Genomic DNA, 13,428 nt, shown 5'->3' on the forward strand with positions numbered 1-13,428 from the left:
TGAGTCTTCTGTCCGGGCTCTTCGCTTGAGCTCTCTGTCCGAGCGGGCTCGTCGGCCGGCCCTCGTCAGGGCAGAGGCGTCCGTCTCAGAGGCGGGACAGGGACGCCGTGGCGAAGAGCACGTCACGGATGACGTCGCGGTCGCCGATCTGGCCGACCGCGATCCGCTCCGGCTCGATGTGACCCGCCGCCAACTGGCAGAACTCGACGCAGTCCATCGCCACATGGGCGACCATCTCCTCCGGCGACGCGACGGCGCCGGGCGAGTCCAGCGGCAGATACCACTGGCCGCCGCCCTTGCCCTCGACTTCGAGCAGCAGCGAGCGGCCCGGCGTACCGGCCGTCACCAGATGCGTCGGCGAGGTGGTCAGACCGGCCCTGCGCCGGTCCGCCAGCGCCTCGGGCAGCAGCCGCGCGGCGAGGTCGATGATGCGGTTGAGATTGCGCGGCGCCGGGGGATCGTACGGATAGTCCACGGCCTCGGCGATGTCCGACGCGTGGATCCAGCACTCGAAGGCCCGGTCCAGAAAGGCGTCTTCCAGCGGCAGCGCGAACGAGCCGTAGTCGACATCGAGCCCGCCCGCGCCGCCGCCCGCGAAGGAGACCGTACGCACCAGGCTGTGGCTCTGCTCGCGCCACAGGGAGCGCACGGTCGCTCCGGGCAGCATGCTGTGCGTCGCCCAGTGCGCGGCGGTGCGCTCGACCGGGGTGAGCGGGAAGTCGCCCATAGTGCGGGCGTTGCGCAGCCGGGCGCGGGAGGCGATGCCCATTCCGATGCCCAGGCCCAGCCCGCCGAGCCCGGAACGCGGCGGGTCCGCCGACGGGTCGCCGCCGTCCGGCGGCAGCCCGAGCGACCTGGCGATCAGGCTGTCCACGGCGGTGAGATGACCGATGACCTGCGCGACCGTGAACTCCGTCGACCGCTGCTCGCCGTCGTGCCACTTCAGCTCGACCGGTGCCTTCCAGTAGCCGTCGCCGAGGTCGCGCAGCAGCGCGTCCAGCCGGGCGGCCTCCGCGTCGAACGGTCCGGCCCACTCGGGCACCGGGATACGCGCCGGCCGACGGCCGAGGCAGCCTTCCAACACCCGTGCCCGCAGCAGCGGATCGAGGTCGAGCGAATCCTCCTGGTGCAGCAGACCCACCGCGTCCCGCAGTCGCAGCGCCTCATCCGCACAGGTGGCGCAGTCCGTCAGATGCACTTCGACCGCCAGCGCCTCGTCCTGCGAGCACACCGACAACGCCCACGCGCCGAGCAGCGACTTGAGGGTGCGGTGGTCGTAGTGCGGCAGTTGGGGCATCGGCTGGTGCGACTCCGCGGGCGGCTGCCGGTGCGCGGTCTCCCGCGTCTCGGGCTGCTCGCGCTGGTACGGGACGCGCGGCTCGCCGTCGTCCCCGCCGTGCGGGCCGTCGCCGTTGTGGAACGCGGGACCGCTCATCGTCGCCCTCGCTGTCCCCGGGGATCCAGCGGGTGGTCGTCGCCCTGCTCGCCCGGTTCCATGGCCGTGGACAGCAGTTGCAGCCCGAGCCGGAGCCGACGGCGCGCCTCGTCCTCGCTCACCCCGAGCCCGGCCGCCGCGGTGCGGTAGTCGACCCTTTCCCGGTAGGCCAGTTCGAGGGCGGCGCGCAGCGGGGCGGGCATCGAGGTGACGATGAAGTCGGCGCGGGCCGCCGTGTTGGCCTCGCGTACCCGGGCCTCCACTTCGTCCGGCGTGGAACGGCCCCGGTTTGACTGCTGTCGCAGCCGGTGCACGGCCTGCCGCTGGGTGAGTGTCGCGATCCACGACCGCAGCGAGCCGTGCTTCGGGTCGTAGGCGTCCGGATTTTCCCAGATGTAGCCGAACACCTCGCGGGTGATGAGGTCGGCCGCGTCGTCGTCGTCCATCACGCGATAGGCCAGGCCGTGCACAAGTGAGGCGTACCGGTCGTACAGCTCGCCGAGTGCGGCTTCCTCACCGCGCGCCAGCCGCTGCTGCATCTTGCGGTCCCAGCGTGGTGGTGCGGGTGTCGCCATCTGCCGCCCCCTTGCCTCGTCGCCTGCCCTGTCGCCCCTTGCCCGGCCACCGACCGTAGCCGAGTGTGTTCAGCGTGCCCGAATGCGCTCAGGTCGAATGTAACGGGCACCTCCTGCGACGTGCGTCGCTTTGCACCAACCTGCTGCTGACTGTGATCGATTTTGGCGGTCTGTTATCCGGGTGTGACCGGAACATTGCAGAGTTACGACGGAGAACGGGCATAGGGTCATGGTGATGATGTTCCTGAAGTCGACGGCGAGGCGAGGTGGGAACCGGTGCTGGTGACCCAGGCCGAGCGAGACGGCTGGGTGGTGGTGACGGTCGCGGGTGAGATGGACCTGATCTCGTCTCCCGCGGTCCGGCAGAAGGTTCACGACGCGGTCGCCGCAGGGCGGCGCCGGGTGGTACTCGACCTCGTTGACGTGCGCTTCTGCGATTCCAGCGGAGTCGGTGTCCTGATCGGTGCCCGGCGGCTGATGCGCTCCTGTGCGGGCCGCCTGCGCATCGTGCTGCCCGAGGACGTTCCCACGGTGACGGTGCCCACCGAGGGCTACGGCGGCGGCGCGCACGTCAACCGGGTGCTGGCCGCCCTCGGCGTACGACGGCTCTTCGAGGTCTATCCGGATCTGGAAGCCGCGACGGACGACACCGCCAGGCCCCTCTCGGCCTGAACCGGCCTCTGCCGGCGGCCCCTTTCGGCCAATCTCGCTCGACTTCGCTCGCCTTCACCATTCCTCTCCTTTCCTCTTTCCTTCCCGTCCGTCTTCACTCGTGCGGGGACTCCCGCACCGCGTACGCGCCCAATGACGGCTCCAGTCGCGTGAACGCCTCCCGCGCAATCCGCCCCAGCGCGTCGAACAACTCCCTTTCGGTCGTGCCCTGTCGCACCCGGCGCTGCGCCTCACCGAACAACAGCCTCAGCACCGTGCTGAGTTGGGCGGCGGCATGCCGCGGCTCGAAGGCGTCCGGCTCGTCGCCCACGGCCTCGGCGAGCGTGACGGACAGTGCCTGCTCCTGGTGGTCGTACATCTCGCGGAGGCGGGCGCGCAGCACCGGACTCTCGTCGATCAGCCGCGTGAATCCGGGCTGGGTCCAGCCGAGCAGCGCGTCGTGCCGCTCGACCGCTTCGAGGTAGTCCCGGCGCACCGCGTCCAGTGCGGACTCGCCGACGGGGCGGGCGGCGAAGGCGCGGGCGGGGCCGGTGATCACCTCTTCGTGCATGTCGAAGAACAGGTCCTCCTTGCGCGGGAAGTAGTTCGTGACGGTCATCTTCGAGACCCCGGCCGCCTCGGCGACGTCGGCGATCGTCGTCCCCTCGAAGCCCCGCTCGACGAAGAGGGCGGTGGCGGCGTGGGTGATGGTCTGCCGGGTCTGTTGCTTCTTGAACTCGCGGAGCTGGGCCATGGTTCCCACTTTAGTAGGTCGGACCTAAAAAAAGTCTTGACGGGTTGAGTGGGTCCGTCCTAATTTTAGGTCCAACACAAGAAATAGAGGAAGAGGAGACCGCGATGACACTCCGACTGATGGCCGTCCACGCCCACCCCGACGACGAGTCCAGCAAGGGCGCCGCCACGCTCGCGCACTACGCGGCCCATGGGGTCGATGTCCTGGTCGTGACCTGCACGGGCGGGGAGCGCGGTGACGTGCTCAACCCGCTGCTGGACACACCGGAGGTCAGGGCCCGGCTGCCGGAGGTGCGACGACGGGAGATGGCCGCCGCGGCGGCCGTCCTCGGGGTGCGCCAACGGTTCCTCGGTTTCTCCGACTCGGGACTGCCCGGGCAGGGCGAGGCGCTGCCGGAGGGCTGCTTCGCCCGCGAGGATCCGCTGGTCGCGGCAGAGCGGCTGGTCGCGGTGGTCCGGGAGTTCCGGCCCCATGTCCTCGTCACCTACGACGAATCCGGCGGCTATCCGCATCCGGACCATGTCCAGACCCATCGCGTCGCCGCCGAGGCGTTCGACGCGGCGGGGGACTCGGCACGCTTCCCGCTGGCGGGTCCGGTCTGGCAACCGCTGAAGCTGTACTACCAAGTGGCCTTCTCGCGCGCCTGGTTCGAGACCCTGCACCACGGCATGACGGCCCGAGGGCTCTCCTCCTCAATGGGCCAGGTGCTGGACGAATGGCCCGACTGGGCGGTCGAGCTGCACCCGACGACCCGGATCCGCTGCGAGGACCACTTCGCCACCCGCGACCGCGCCTTTCGCGCGCACGCCAGCCAGGCCGCTCCGGACAACCCCTTCTTCTCCCACCCCCGGGACCTCGAACGGGCCCTGTGGCCCACCGAGGACTACGTTCTCGCCCGCTCCTACATCCCGGCCAAGCTTCCGGAGACCGATCTCTTCGCCGGAATCAAGGAGTGACGGGCGGTGCGGGGAGGAAGGAGCGCGGGACGCGCGCCGCCGGTCGGGGCCTGGCCGGCCGGTCCGCTCAGTTCGGCCGCTCGTGAGTGTCGGCGAAGCGCTCGCGGAGCTTGAACTTGAGGACCTTGCGCAGGGTCTCGTTGCGGGGCAGGGCGTCCACGATCTCCAGTTGCTCGGGGAGTTTGTGGACGGCGAGCCCCGAGCGGCGCAGGTGGTCGGTAATGGTGGCCAGGGTGAGGGGATCGGCGCCCGGCGGCTGTTCGACCACGGCGCAGACGCGTTCACCACGGTCGGGATCCGGCAGGCCGATGACGGCGACATCGCCCACCGCCGGGTGCTGGTAGAGGAGTTCCTCGATCTCCTTGGCGGAGATGTTCTCGCCCTTGCGGATGATGACGTCCTTCAGGCGCCCGGTCAGGACGAGATGACCGGTCTCGGTGAGGCGGCCGAGGTCACCGGTGTGGAAGTAGCCCTGGGCGTCGAAGGCTTCGGCGGTCAAGGCGGGATCGGTGTAGCCGAGGCACACGGCCTCACCGCGCAGCAGCACCTCGCCGTCGTCGGCGATCCGGATCTCCATCGCGGCGGGCGGGCGGCCCTCGGTGGTGGCCCTTTGGTCGACGGTGTCACGGGGGGAGACCATGGTGATCATCGGTGCCTCGGTCATGCCGTAACCGTGGGCGAGATCGCAGCCGAGTTCCCGGACGATCTCGTGGTAGAGCTCCGGCGGCTTGGGGGCGCCCCCTCCGGAGAGCAACCGCAGGGTGGGGATGAGTGTGCGGCCGGGCCGCTTGCGCTGCTCGGTGAGGAAGAGCGAGTAGAAGGCGGTGGAGCCGCCGGCCATGGTGACGCCGTGGGACCGGTAGGCGTCCAGAGAGGCGGGGAGGGCGAACTGTTCGAGGAGCAGGGCCGGAAAGCCGTACAGCAGCAGCATCACCAGATAGTCGGGTCCACCGATGTGAGCGAAGGGGAAGGCGATGGAACCGATGTCCTCGGGCCGCATCTCCAGTGCGTGGGCGAGACAGGAACCGCCCGCGATCAGACCGCGGTCGCAGTGCAGCACACCCTTGGGGTCCGAGGTGGTGCCCGAGGTCCAGTAGATCCAGCGGACGGTGGTCCCGTCGGACGGCGGCGGGGGCAGGGTGCCGGAATCACCTTCGGGAAGGGAGTCGTAGGCGACCAGGACGGACGGGCGGTCGGCGAGATCGAGGCGGTCGGCCATGGCGGTGTAGTCGAAGCCGCGCCAGGTGCCGGGTACGGCGAAGAACTCGGCCCGTGTGCGACTGAGGGCGTAACCGACCTCGCGGTCGCGGTAGATGGGGATGACCGGGATCTGCACCGCCCCGAGCCGGGCCAGGGCCAGGGAGAGGACGACGGTCTCGATGCGGGTGGGCAGTTGCCAGGCGAAGCGGCTGCCGGACCGCACCCCGAGTCCGTACAGGCCGGCGGCCACGCGCAGCGCCCGTGCGCGCAGTTCGCCGAAGGTGACGCGGCGGTCCTCGGTGTCGAACAGGACGGGGACGTCGGGGCTGAGGGCGGCGCGGCGGTCCAGTAGCTCCCACAGGGTCCGGGAGTCGCTGAGTGTCGCGATGGTCGGATCCATGCCGATCGCCTCCCCGCACCGTAGCTGACGAAGCGTCAGATTTCTCAGAAGGGTAAGTCGCCGCCGCTTGTCGGTCCAGAGGTGGGTCGATACGGTAGATCTGACGGTCCATCAGATCGGATGCCTCGTCAGATCGGCGATCGGAAGCGTCATCCGGATGCAGTGAGGGAGTGGCCGATGGAACTGCCCAGGATCATCAGCGTCGACGACCATGTCATCGAGCCCGCGCATCTCTTCTCGACCTGGCTGCCGGAGAAGTTCCGCGAGCGGGGACCGCAGCCGCTGACGGCGGGGATCGGTGAACTGGCCTACATCGGCGGGAAGTACCGGATCACGATGGATCCGGATGGACCGCCCGCCGACTGGTGGATTTACGAGGACCTGAAGTTCCCGTACAAGCGGAACATCGCGGCGGTGGGTTTCTCGCGGGACGAGATGACGTTGGACGGGATCACGCGGGAGGAGATGCGGCGCGGGTGCTGGGACCCGGTCGAGCGGCTGAAGGACATGGATCTCAATCATGTGGAGGGGTCGCTGTGCTTCCCGACGTTCCCGCGCTTTTGCGGGCAGACGTTCGCGGAGGCGCACGACAAGGAGGTGGCCCTGGCGTGTGTGCGGGCCTACAACGACTGGATGGTGGAGGAGTGGTGCGGTGACAGCGGGGGCCGGCTGATCCCGTTGTGCCTGATCCCTTTGTGGGACGTGGAGTTGGCGGTGGCGGAGATCCGCCGGAACGCCGCGCGGGGGGTGCGGGCGGTCACCTTCAGCGAGATCCCGACGTATCTGGGGCTGCCGTCGATCCACTCCGGCTACTGGGACCCGTTCTTCGCTGCCTGCGAGGAGACCGGCACGGTGGTGAACATGCACATCGGGTCGTCGTCGCAGATGCCCGCCGCGTCCCCCGACGCGCCTCCGGCGGTGCAGGCGAGTCTGAGCTTCAACAACGCGATGGCGTCGATGATGGACTTCCTCTTCTCCGGGGTACTGGTGAAGTTCCCGCGCCTGACGCTGGCCTACAGCGAGGGGCAGATGGGGTGGGTGCCCTACGCGCTGGAGCGGGCCGACGACGTGTGGCGCGAGCACCGGGCCTGGGGCGGGGTCAAGGACCTGATACCCGAGCCGCCGTCCACGTACTACCGCAGGCAGATCTACTGCTGCTTCTTCCGCGACAAGCACGGCGTCGCCTCGCTGGACACCATCGGCGAGGACAACGCGATGTTCGAGACCGACTACCCGCACGTCGACTCGACCTGGCCCCACACCAAGCAGGTCGCCTCCGACCACATGGCGGGGCTGTCCGACCAGGTCACGTACAAGCTGCTGCGCGGCAACGCCATCCGGATGCTGGGCCTCGACCTTGACCGGTGAGGCAGTTGGCGAAGCCGCCGGCGGTGCCGGGATCGCCCACGGCCTGGTGGTCGCCGTCACCGGGGCCGCGCGCGGGATCGGCAGGGAGCACGCGCTGGCCTTCGCTGCCGAGGGCGCCCGGGTCGTCGTCAACGACGTGGAGTCGGCCGCCGAGGTGGTGGCCGAGATCCGGGCGGCGGGCGGTGAGGCGGTCGCGCACGAGCGGTCGGTCGGTGAGTGGGCGGGCGCGCGGTCGCTGGTGGGCGCGGCGGTGGAGCACTGGGGCCGGCTGGACGTGCTGGTCAACAACGCGGGGGTGCTGCGGGACCGGATGCTGGTCTCGATGACGGAGGAGGAGTGGGACACGGTCGTACAGGTCCATCTCAAGGGGCACTTCGCGACGTTGCGGCACGCGGCGGCGCACTGGCGGGAGCGGAGCAAGGCGGGTGAGAAAGTGATCGCGAGCGTGATCAACACGACCTCGGGCGCGGGGCTGCTCGGCAGCGTCGGCCAGGCCAACTACGCCGCCGCCAAAGCCGCGATCACCGCGCTCACCCAGGTCGCGGCGGTGGAGCTGGCGCGCTACGGCGTCACCGTCAACGCCATCGCGCCCGCCGCCAGGACGCGGATGACCGAGCAGGCGATGCCGGACCTGGTCGCCCGGCCCGCCACCGGCTTCGACGTCTACCACCCGGCCAACGTCTCCCCGCTGGTCGTCTGGCTCGCGGGACCCGAGGCACGGGAGGTCACCGGGCGGGTCTTCGAGGTCGAGGGCGGCGCCGTATCGGTCGCCGACGGCTGGCGGCACGGCCCGCGGACCGACGTGGGACGCCGTTGGCGGCCGGTCGAACTCGGTCCCGTGATCATCGCGTTGCTCGCCGAGGCGACCCCGCCGGAACCCGTCTACGGAACGGGGTGAGCGGACCGTGGACCTCGCATACACCGACGAGGAAGAGGAGTTCCGCGCCCGACTGCGCGCCTGGCTCGGCAAAGTGCTGCCTACCCTGCCGCCACCACCCGACCCCCGCGACTGGCCGGGACGGCGCGCGTACGACACGGGCTGGCAGCGGCTGCTGTACGACGCCGGATACGCGGGACTGCACTGGCCCGAGGACGCCGGGGGCCGCGGCGCCACCCCCACCCAGCACCTGATCTACCTGGAGGAGACCGAGCGGGCCGGAGCGCCGTACGTGGGCGCGAATTTCGTCGGGCTGCTGCACGCCGGGCCCACCATCGCGGCCGAGGGCACCGAGCGGCAGCGCCGCCGCTGGCTGCCGCCGATCCTGCGGGGCGAGGAGGTGTGGTGCCAGGGGTTCAGCGAGCCGGACGCCGGTTCCGACCTCGCGTCCCTGCGCACCCGCGCGGTCCGCGACGGCGACGCGTACGTCGTCACCGGCTCCAAGATCTGGACCTCGCACGCCGAAGTCGCCGACTGGTGCGAGCTGTTGGTGCGCACCACCCCGCGCGCCGACGGCATGCCCAAGCACCACGGCATCAGCTGGCTGGCGATGCCGATGGACGCGCCGGGAGTACGGGTACGGCCGCTGCGGACACTCGCCGGATCGACGGAATTCGCGGAGATGTTCCTGGACGAGGTCCGGGTGCCGGTCGGCAACCGATTGGGGGCACAGGACGACGGCTGGCGGGTCACCATGGTGACGTTGTCCTTCGAGCGCGGCACGGCGTTCGTCGGCGAAGTCGTCGCCTGTCGCCGCACCCTCGGCGAGGTCGCCCGCGCGGCCCGCGCCAACGGCACATGGGACGACCCCGCCGTCCGCCGCGCGCTCGGCCGGCTCGCCGCCGAATTCTCCGTCCTGTGGCGCCTCACCCAGTGGAACGTCAGCGCCTCCCAGCACGCTCTGCACACCGGCGGAAGCGCCGTCCCCGGCACCGGCGCCTCCGTCTTCAAGCTCCGCTACTCGCAGGCGAGGCAACTCCTCTACGACACCGCCGCCACCGTCCTCGGCCCCCTCGCCCCCGACGTCGACCACCCGTGGACGGCCGAACGCCTCAGCTCGCTGTCCTACACGATCGCCGCGGGCACCTCGCAGATCCAGCGCGACATCGTCGCCGAACGCGTCCTCGGCCTGCCCAAGGAGCCGAGAGGGTTACCGGAGAGGAGCGCACCGCCATGGACTTCCGGCTGACCGACGACCAGCGCGCCCTGGTCGGCGCGTTGCGGGACCTGCTGGCCGCCCGCTTCGACCGGACCGCCCTGCGCGCCGCCGTGGACGCGGCCGAGGCGGAAGGCGGTACCGCCATCCCGCCACGGGACATCTGGCGAGCCCTCGGCGAGACCGGCTTCTTCGGGCTGCGCCTGCCCGAGGCGGACGGCGGCGTCGGGCTCGGGCTGCCGGAGGCCGCGCTGCTCTTCGAGGAGGCGGGCGGCGCGCTGGTGCCCGGCCCGCTGACCGCCACCCACCTCGCGGCGGGAGTGGTACCGGGGGCCGCGACCGGCGAGGCCGTGGTCACCCTGCTCGACGCGAGGGGAGCGGGTCCGCACTCCGTCGCCCACCTCGACGCGGCAGACGCCGTCCTCGTCCTCACCGGCACCGGCACCGGCACCGGCACCGGCACCGGCACCGGCACTGGCACCGATACGTCTGAGGCCGAGGCCGAGGCCGAGGCCGAGGCCGCAGTCACGGTCACGGTCGCCGAGGCGTCCGCCGTACGGCGGCGCGCCGAGCCGCTGCGGTCGGTGGACCCGCTGACCCCGCTGCATCTGCTCACCATGGCGGACATATCGGAAATAACGGTGAGCGGGACCGTGCCCGCGCGGGCCGTCGCGTTACGGCGCGAGGCGGCCGTGCTGGAGGCCGCGCAACGGGTGGGGAGTGCGGGGCGGATGGTGCGTATGGCAGTGCAACACGCCCGGGAGCGCGAGCAGTTCGGACGTCCGATCGGCTCCTTCCAGGCGGTCAAGCACCTCTGCGCCGAGATGCTGGTCCGCGCCGAACTGGCCCGTACCGCGCTCTACGCGGCGGCCGTCACCGCCGACCCGTACGAGACCGCCGCCGCGCGCCTGCTCGCCGACGAGGCGGCGACCCGTAACGCACGCGACTGCCTGCAGGTCTTCGGCGGCATGGGCTTCACCTGGGAGGCGGATGTACAGCTGCACATCAAGCGCTCCTGGATACCCTCCGTGTGCGGCCAGGAGTCGGCGGCTGACGAGGACATGCTCGCCGAATGGCTGCTGTGATGACGCTGCGCACACACCGTGGCCGTTCGCTGACCCTCCGATTACGGAGTGTCCGCACGGTGTTGTGTCCGATGCGTGACTTGCCACGCAGTGGAGTCGGCGAACACCTCGGGTACGCTCCATCGGGTGCGTGTTGGTTCCAGGCTGCCCAGAGGCGCCGTCCGGCTGAGTCGGACGGGCGTCACGGCTGGGCGTTCGAATCCCCGTCGGAAGTGCCGCACAGTATGCAGCACACGTACTCCGTTGCGCTGGAATATGCCCGAAGCGCTTGTTGGCGTGACTGTAGGTCAATCATGCTGTGTTGTGCCGGGGTCACGCACGGTGATCTCGGGCAGAAGCGAGGCGTTGTGTCCGCCGGTTCGGATGGTGTGAGCGGTGCAGGTGCTTCAGGTGCAGCTTGAGGTCGGTGTGGACCCCGCGGAGGTGGGACGGGCGCGTCGCTGGGCGCGGTCCCGGCTCGTGGGTTCGGGTATAGGAGCCGACGAGCCGGTCGCGGAGACGCTGATCCTGCTCATCTCCGAGCTGGTGACGAACGCGGTGGTGCACACCGGCTGCCCCGCCGTCCTACGGATGCTGTTCCCCTCGGCGCCCGCCTCTCCGGTGCGGGTCGAGGTGTCCGACAGCAGCGAGGCCCCGCCCGCCCCCCGGCACGCGCACCGCGACGAGACCGGCGGTCGCGGCCTGGAGCTGGTCGACGGCCTCGCCGACCGCTGGGGCTGGCAGCCGGAAGGCGCGGGCAAGCAGATCTGGTGTGAGGTCGACCGCCGTCAGGCCACGGTCCTCACCTAGGACGCGGGGGCGTCGGACCGCACGCCCCGCCGTACAGACGCCGCACCGCGCGCCTGACTCGTAGGACCAGCACCAGCGTCAGCACCCCCGCCTGCCCCGTGCCATCCCAGGGGCCAGGGCCAGGGTCAGGGCCACCGCACCGCTCACAGCACCGCCACCGGAGCCACCGGCGCGCCCGTCCCGCCCACGAAGGGCTCCGGCGTGGCATCGAGCCAGAACGCGTAACGCCCCTCCTCGGCGCAGGCCGCCGAGAGGCCCTCCAGATTCCAGTTCTGGCCCTGGAGCATGCCCATCTCGACCAGGTCGAGCCCGTGCACCGCCAGCCACAGATTCTCGACCTCCGGCGGGAAGATCTCGAAGGTCAGCGTGTCGTTGGCGACCGCCGCCACATCCCGCGCGTGGAACCACTCCGGTGTGCGGATCGACAGGCCGGGCGACGGATACGCGTACGCCTCCTTGTCGCCGCCGAGATACGCCCGCATCTGGCCGGTCCGCACCAGCACCACATCCCCGGCCCGTACCGCCGTGCCCGCCAACTCCTCCGCCGCGCAGAGGTCTTCCGGGGTCACGGCGTGATCGCCGGGCAGTCGGTCGACGCCGAGCGCGCGCGCCACGTCCAGCAGTACGCCGCGCGACACCACGGAGGTCACCTTCTCGATGCCGCTGAAGGCGGCGCCCGCGTGCGCGGTCACCGAGTCGGCCGGGCGCCCGTTGTAGATCAGGCCCGAGTGCGAGACGTGGGGGAGGCCGTCCCAGTGCGTCCCGGCCTGAAGGCCGACGGTCACCACGTCGTCGCTGGTCGCGATGGTGCCGGGTCCGAAGATCTCCTGGTTGAGCGCGACCATCGTGCGCAGCGGATTGACCCGGCCGGGGATCAGCCCGGTCTGTACGCCGTCCTGCCGCAGTGGCAGCGCGAGCGGCACGCGGCGGCCACTGCGTACGGTCGCGGCGGCGGCGCGCACCACCTCGTCGGTGATCAGGTTGAGGGTGCCGATCTCGTCGTCGGCGCCCCAGCGGCCCCAGTTGTTGACCCGGCGGGCGATGTCGAGGAACGCGTCGGGGAGGGCCACCGGAATCTCCAGATCGTGTGAGGGGTCGCGTACGCGGTCGTGTACGGGTCTTGTGCTGGACGGGGTCCGCACTCGTAATATCTAACGACCCGTCAAATCTAACGGTCCGTCAGAAACGATGAGAAGGGGCGGGACGTGGGCAACTTCCTGGCCGGAAAAGTCGTGGCCGTCACCGGCGCCGGGCGCGGCATCGGACGCGCGGTCGCCATCGCCTGCGCCGCGCAGGGATCGAAAGTCGTCGTCAACGACTACGGCGTCGCCATGGACGGCGCGGGCCAACCGGCAGGCGACGTCGCCGAGTCGGTGGTGAAGGAGATCGAGGCGGCGGGCGGCGAGGCGGTCGCCGTGGCCGACGACGTGTCCACGATGGCGGCGGGCGAAAGGATCGTGTCGGCCGCGACGGACCGCTGGGGACGGCTCGACGGCGTCGTCTGCGTCGCCGGCATCCTGCGCGAACGCATGCTCTTCAACATGGCGGAGGACGAGTGGGACCCCGTCATCGCCACCCACCTCAAGGGCACCTTCACCGTCTTCAGGGCCGCCAGCGCGGTCATGCGCCGCCAGGGCCACGGCACGCTGATCGGCTTCACCAGCGGCAACCACCAGGGCAGCGTCTCGCAGGCCAACTACTCCGCCGCCAAGGGCGGCATCATCTCGCTCGTCCGCAGCGCCGCCCTCGGCCTGAACAAATACGGCGTCACCGCCAACTGCGTGGCCCCCGTGGCCCGTACCCGGATGTCCGCGGGCGTGCCCATGGAGCTGAAGGAGATCGGTGAGCCGGAGGACGTCGCCGCGCTCGTCGTCTACCTGCTCTCCGACCGCGCCGCCGACACCACCGGGCAGGTCTACACGGTCGCGGGCCCCAAGATCGCGCTGTGGGCGCAGCCCAGGGAGATACGTTCCGCCTGGTCGCAGGACGGGCCCTGGACGCCGGAACGGCTGGCCGACGTCATCCCGGCCACCATCGGCACCGACCCCATGCCCCTGCTGGAACAGCTCGACGCCATGCGCAGAGCCGCCGCGGCCAAGGACCGCCCCAACGCCTAGGGAGC

General features: G+C 70.7%; 13 protein-coding genes. 8 read left to right on the plus strand and 5 right to left on the minus strand.

What is annotated here, in order from left to right; all coding sequences use genetic code 11:
* Positions 1-85: 85 nt before the first annotated feature.
* The gene (locus tag ABZX65_RS13195) at positions 86-1,435 is read right to left on the minus strand and encodes a maleylpyruvate isomerase N-terminal domain-containing protein (RefSeq protein WP_355337552.1); all 1,350 of its coding nucleotides are present in this window, start codon (positions 1,433-1,435) and stop codon (positions 86-88) included.
* A complete protein-coding gene (locus ABZX65_RS13200; protein WP_355337555.1) occupies positions 1,432-2,010 on the minus strand; it encodes a sigma-70 family RNA polymerase sigma factor in 579 nt (192 codons plus the stop codon). The genes ABZX65_RS13195 and ABZX65_RS13200 overlap by 4 nt, the downstream gene beginning before the upstream one ends.
* A gap of 282 nt (positions 2,011-2,292) precedes the next feature.
* Here ABZX65_RS13200 and ABZX65_RS13205 point away from each other — a divergent pair, with 282 nt between their 5' ends.
* A complete protein-coding gene (locus tag ABZX65_RS13205) occupies positions 2,293-2,682 on the plus strand; it encodes an STAS domain-containing protein (RefSeq protein WP_355338056.1) in 390 nt (129 codons plus the stop codon).
* Positions 2,683-2,776: 94 nt separating this feature from the next.
* Here the strand turns inward: ABZX65_RS13205 and ABZX65_RS13210 are convergent, their stop codons facing one another.
* A complete protein-coding gene (locus ABZX65_RS13210; protein WP_355337558.1) occupies positions 2,777-3,415 on the minus strand; it encodes a TetR family transcriptional regulator in 639 nt (212 codons plus the stop codon).
* A 104-nt stretch (positions 3,416-3,519) separates the two neighbouring features.
* Between ABZX65_RS13210 and mca the strand changes: the two genes are divergently transcribed.
* Complete coding sequence (gene mca, locus ABZX65_RS13215; protein WP_355337561.1) at positions 3,520-4,371, plus strand: mycothiol conjugate amidase Mca; 852 nt, start codon at positions 3,520-3,522, stop codon at positions 4,369-4,371.
* A gap of 67 nt (positions 4,372-4,438) precedes the next feature.
* Here mca and ABZX65_RS13220 read toward each other — a convergent pair whose 3' ends face one another.
* Positions 4,439-5,971: an AMP-binding protein gene (locus tag ABZX65_RS13220; RefSeq protein WP_355337564.1), complete on the minus strand. Its 1,533-nt coding sequence runs from the start codon at positions 5,969-5,971 to the stop codon at positions 4,439-4,441.
* Between the two features lie 177 nt (positions 5,972-6,148).
* Here ABZX65_RS13220 and ABZX65_RS13225 point away from each other — a divergent pair, with 177 nt between their 5' ends.
* The 5 genes from ABZX65_RS13225 (at position 6,149) to ABZX65_RS13245 (ending at position 11,306) form a co-directional block, all read left to right on the plus strand.
* A complete protein-coding gene (locus tag ABZX65_RS13225; RefSeq protein ID WP_355337567.1) occupies positions 6,149-7,339 on the plus strand; it encodes an amidohydrolase family protein in 1,191 nt (396 codons plus the stop codon).
* Positions 7,329-8,237, plus strand: a complete 909-nt coding sequence (locus ABZX65_RS13230; protein ID WP_355337570.1) for an SDR family oxidoreductase — start codon at positions 7,329-7,331, stop codon at positions 8,235-8,237. Before ABZX65_RS13225 ends, ABZX65_RS13230 begins: the two co-directional genes overlap by 11 nt.
* Positions 8,238-8,244: 7 nt before the next feature.
* A complete protein-coding gene (locus tag ABZX65_RS13235) occupies positions 8,245-9,465 on the plus strand; it encodes an acyl-CoA dehydrogenase family protein (protein ID WP_355337573.1) in 1,221 nt (406 codons plus the stop codon).
* Entirely contained in the window at positions 9,450-10,517 is a 1,068-nt protein-coding gene (locus ABZX65_RS13240; RefSeq protein ID WP_355337576.1) for an acyl-CoA dehydrogenase family protein, read from the plus strand. Before ABZX65_RS13235 ends, ABZX65_RS13240 begins: the two co-directional genes overlap by 16 nt.
* A 375-nt stretch (positions 10,518-10,892) precedes the next feature.
* Positions 10,893-11,306 carry an ATP-binding protein gene (locus tag ABZX65_RS13245; RefSeq protein ID WP_355337579.1) on the plus strand — a complete coding sequence of 138 codons (414 nt, stop codon included), beginning with the start codon at positions 10,893-10,895 and terminating at the stop codon, positions 11,304-11,306.
* A 143-nt stretch (positions 11,307-11,449) separates the two neighbouring features.
* Here ABZX65_RS13245 and ABZX65_RS13250 read toward each other — a convergent pair whose 3' ends face one another.
* A complete protein-coding gene (locus ABZX65_RS13250) occupies positions 11,450-12,376 on the minus strand; it encodes a cyclase family protein (RefSeq protein WP_355337582.1) in 927 nt (308 codons plus the stop codon).
* Between the two features lie 135 nt (positions 12,377-12,511).
* Here ABZX65_RS13250 and ABZX65_RS13255 point away from each other — a divergent pair, with 135 nt between their 5' ends.
* Positions 12,512-13,423 (plus strand): SDR family oxidoreductase, encoded by a 912-nt coding sequence (locus ABZX65_RS13255; RefSeq protein WP_355337585.1) that lies wholly within the window; start codon positions 12,512-12,514, stop codon positions 13,421-13,423.
* The last annotated feature ends 5 nt before the right edge of the window (positions 13,424-13,428 follow it).

Source organism: Streptomyces sp. NPDC003300, assembly GCF_040610915.1.
GTDB lineage: Bacteria > Actinomycetota > Actinomycetes > Streptomycetales > Streptomycetaceae > Actinacidiphila.

Coding starts and splice junctions, on each gene's coding strand:
- ABZX65_RS13210 (WP_355337558.1), bottom strand. CDS start 3,415: ATGGCCCAGCTCCGCGAGTTCAAGAAGCAACAGACCCGGCAGACCATC.
- ABZX65_RS13195 (WP_355337552.1), bottom strand. CDS start 1,435: ATGAGCGGTCCCGCGTTCCACAACGGCGACGGCCCGCACGGCGGGGAC.
- mca (WP_355337561.1), top strand. CDS start 3,520: ATGACACTCCGACTGATGGCCGTCCACGCCCACCCCGACGACGAGTCC.
- ABZX65_RS13240 (WP_355337576.1), top strand. CDS start 9,450: ATGGACTTCCGGCTGACCGACGACCAGCGCGCCCTGGTCGGCGCGTTG.
- ABZX65_RS13220 (WP_355337564.1), bottom strand. CDS start 5,971: ATGGATCCGACCATCGCGACACTCAGCGACTCCCGGACCCTGTGGGAG.
- ABZX65_RS13200 (WP_355337555.1), bottom strand. CDS start 2,010: ATGGCGACACCCGCACCACCACGCTGGGACCGCAAGATGCAGCAGCGG.
- ABZX65_RS13225 (WP_355337567.1), top strand. CDS start 6,149: ATGGAACTGCCCAGGATCATCAGCGTCGACGACCATGTCATCGAGCCC.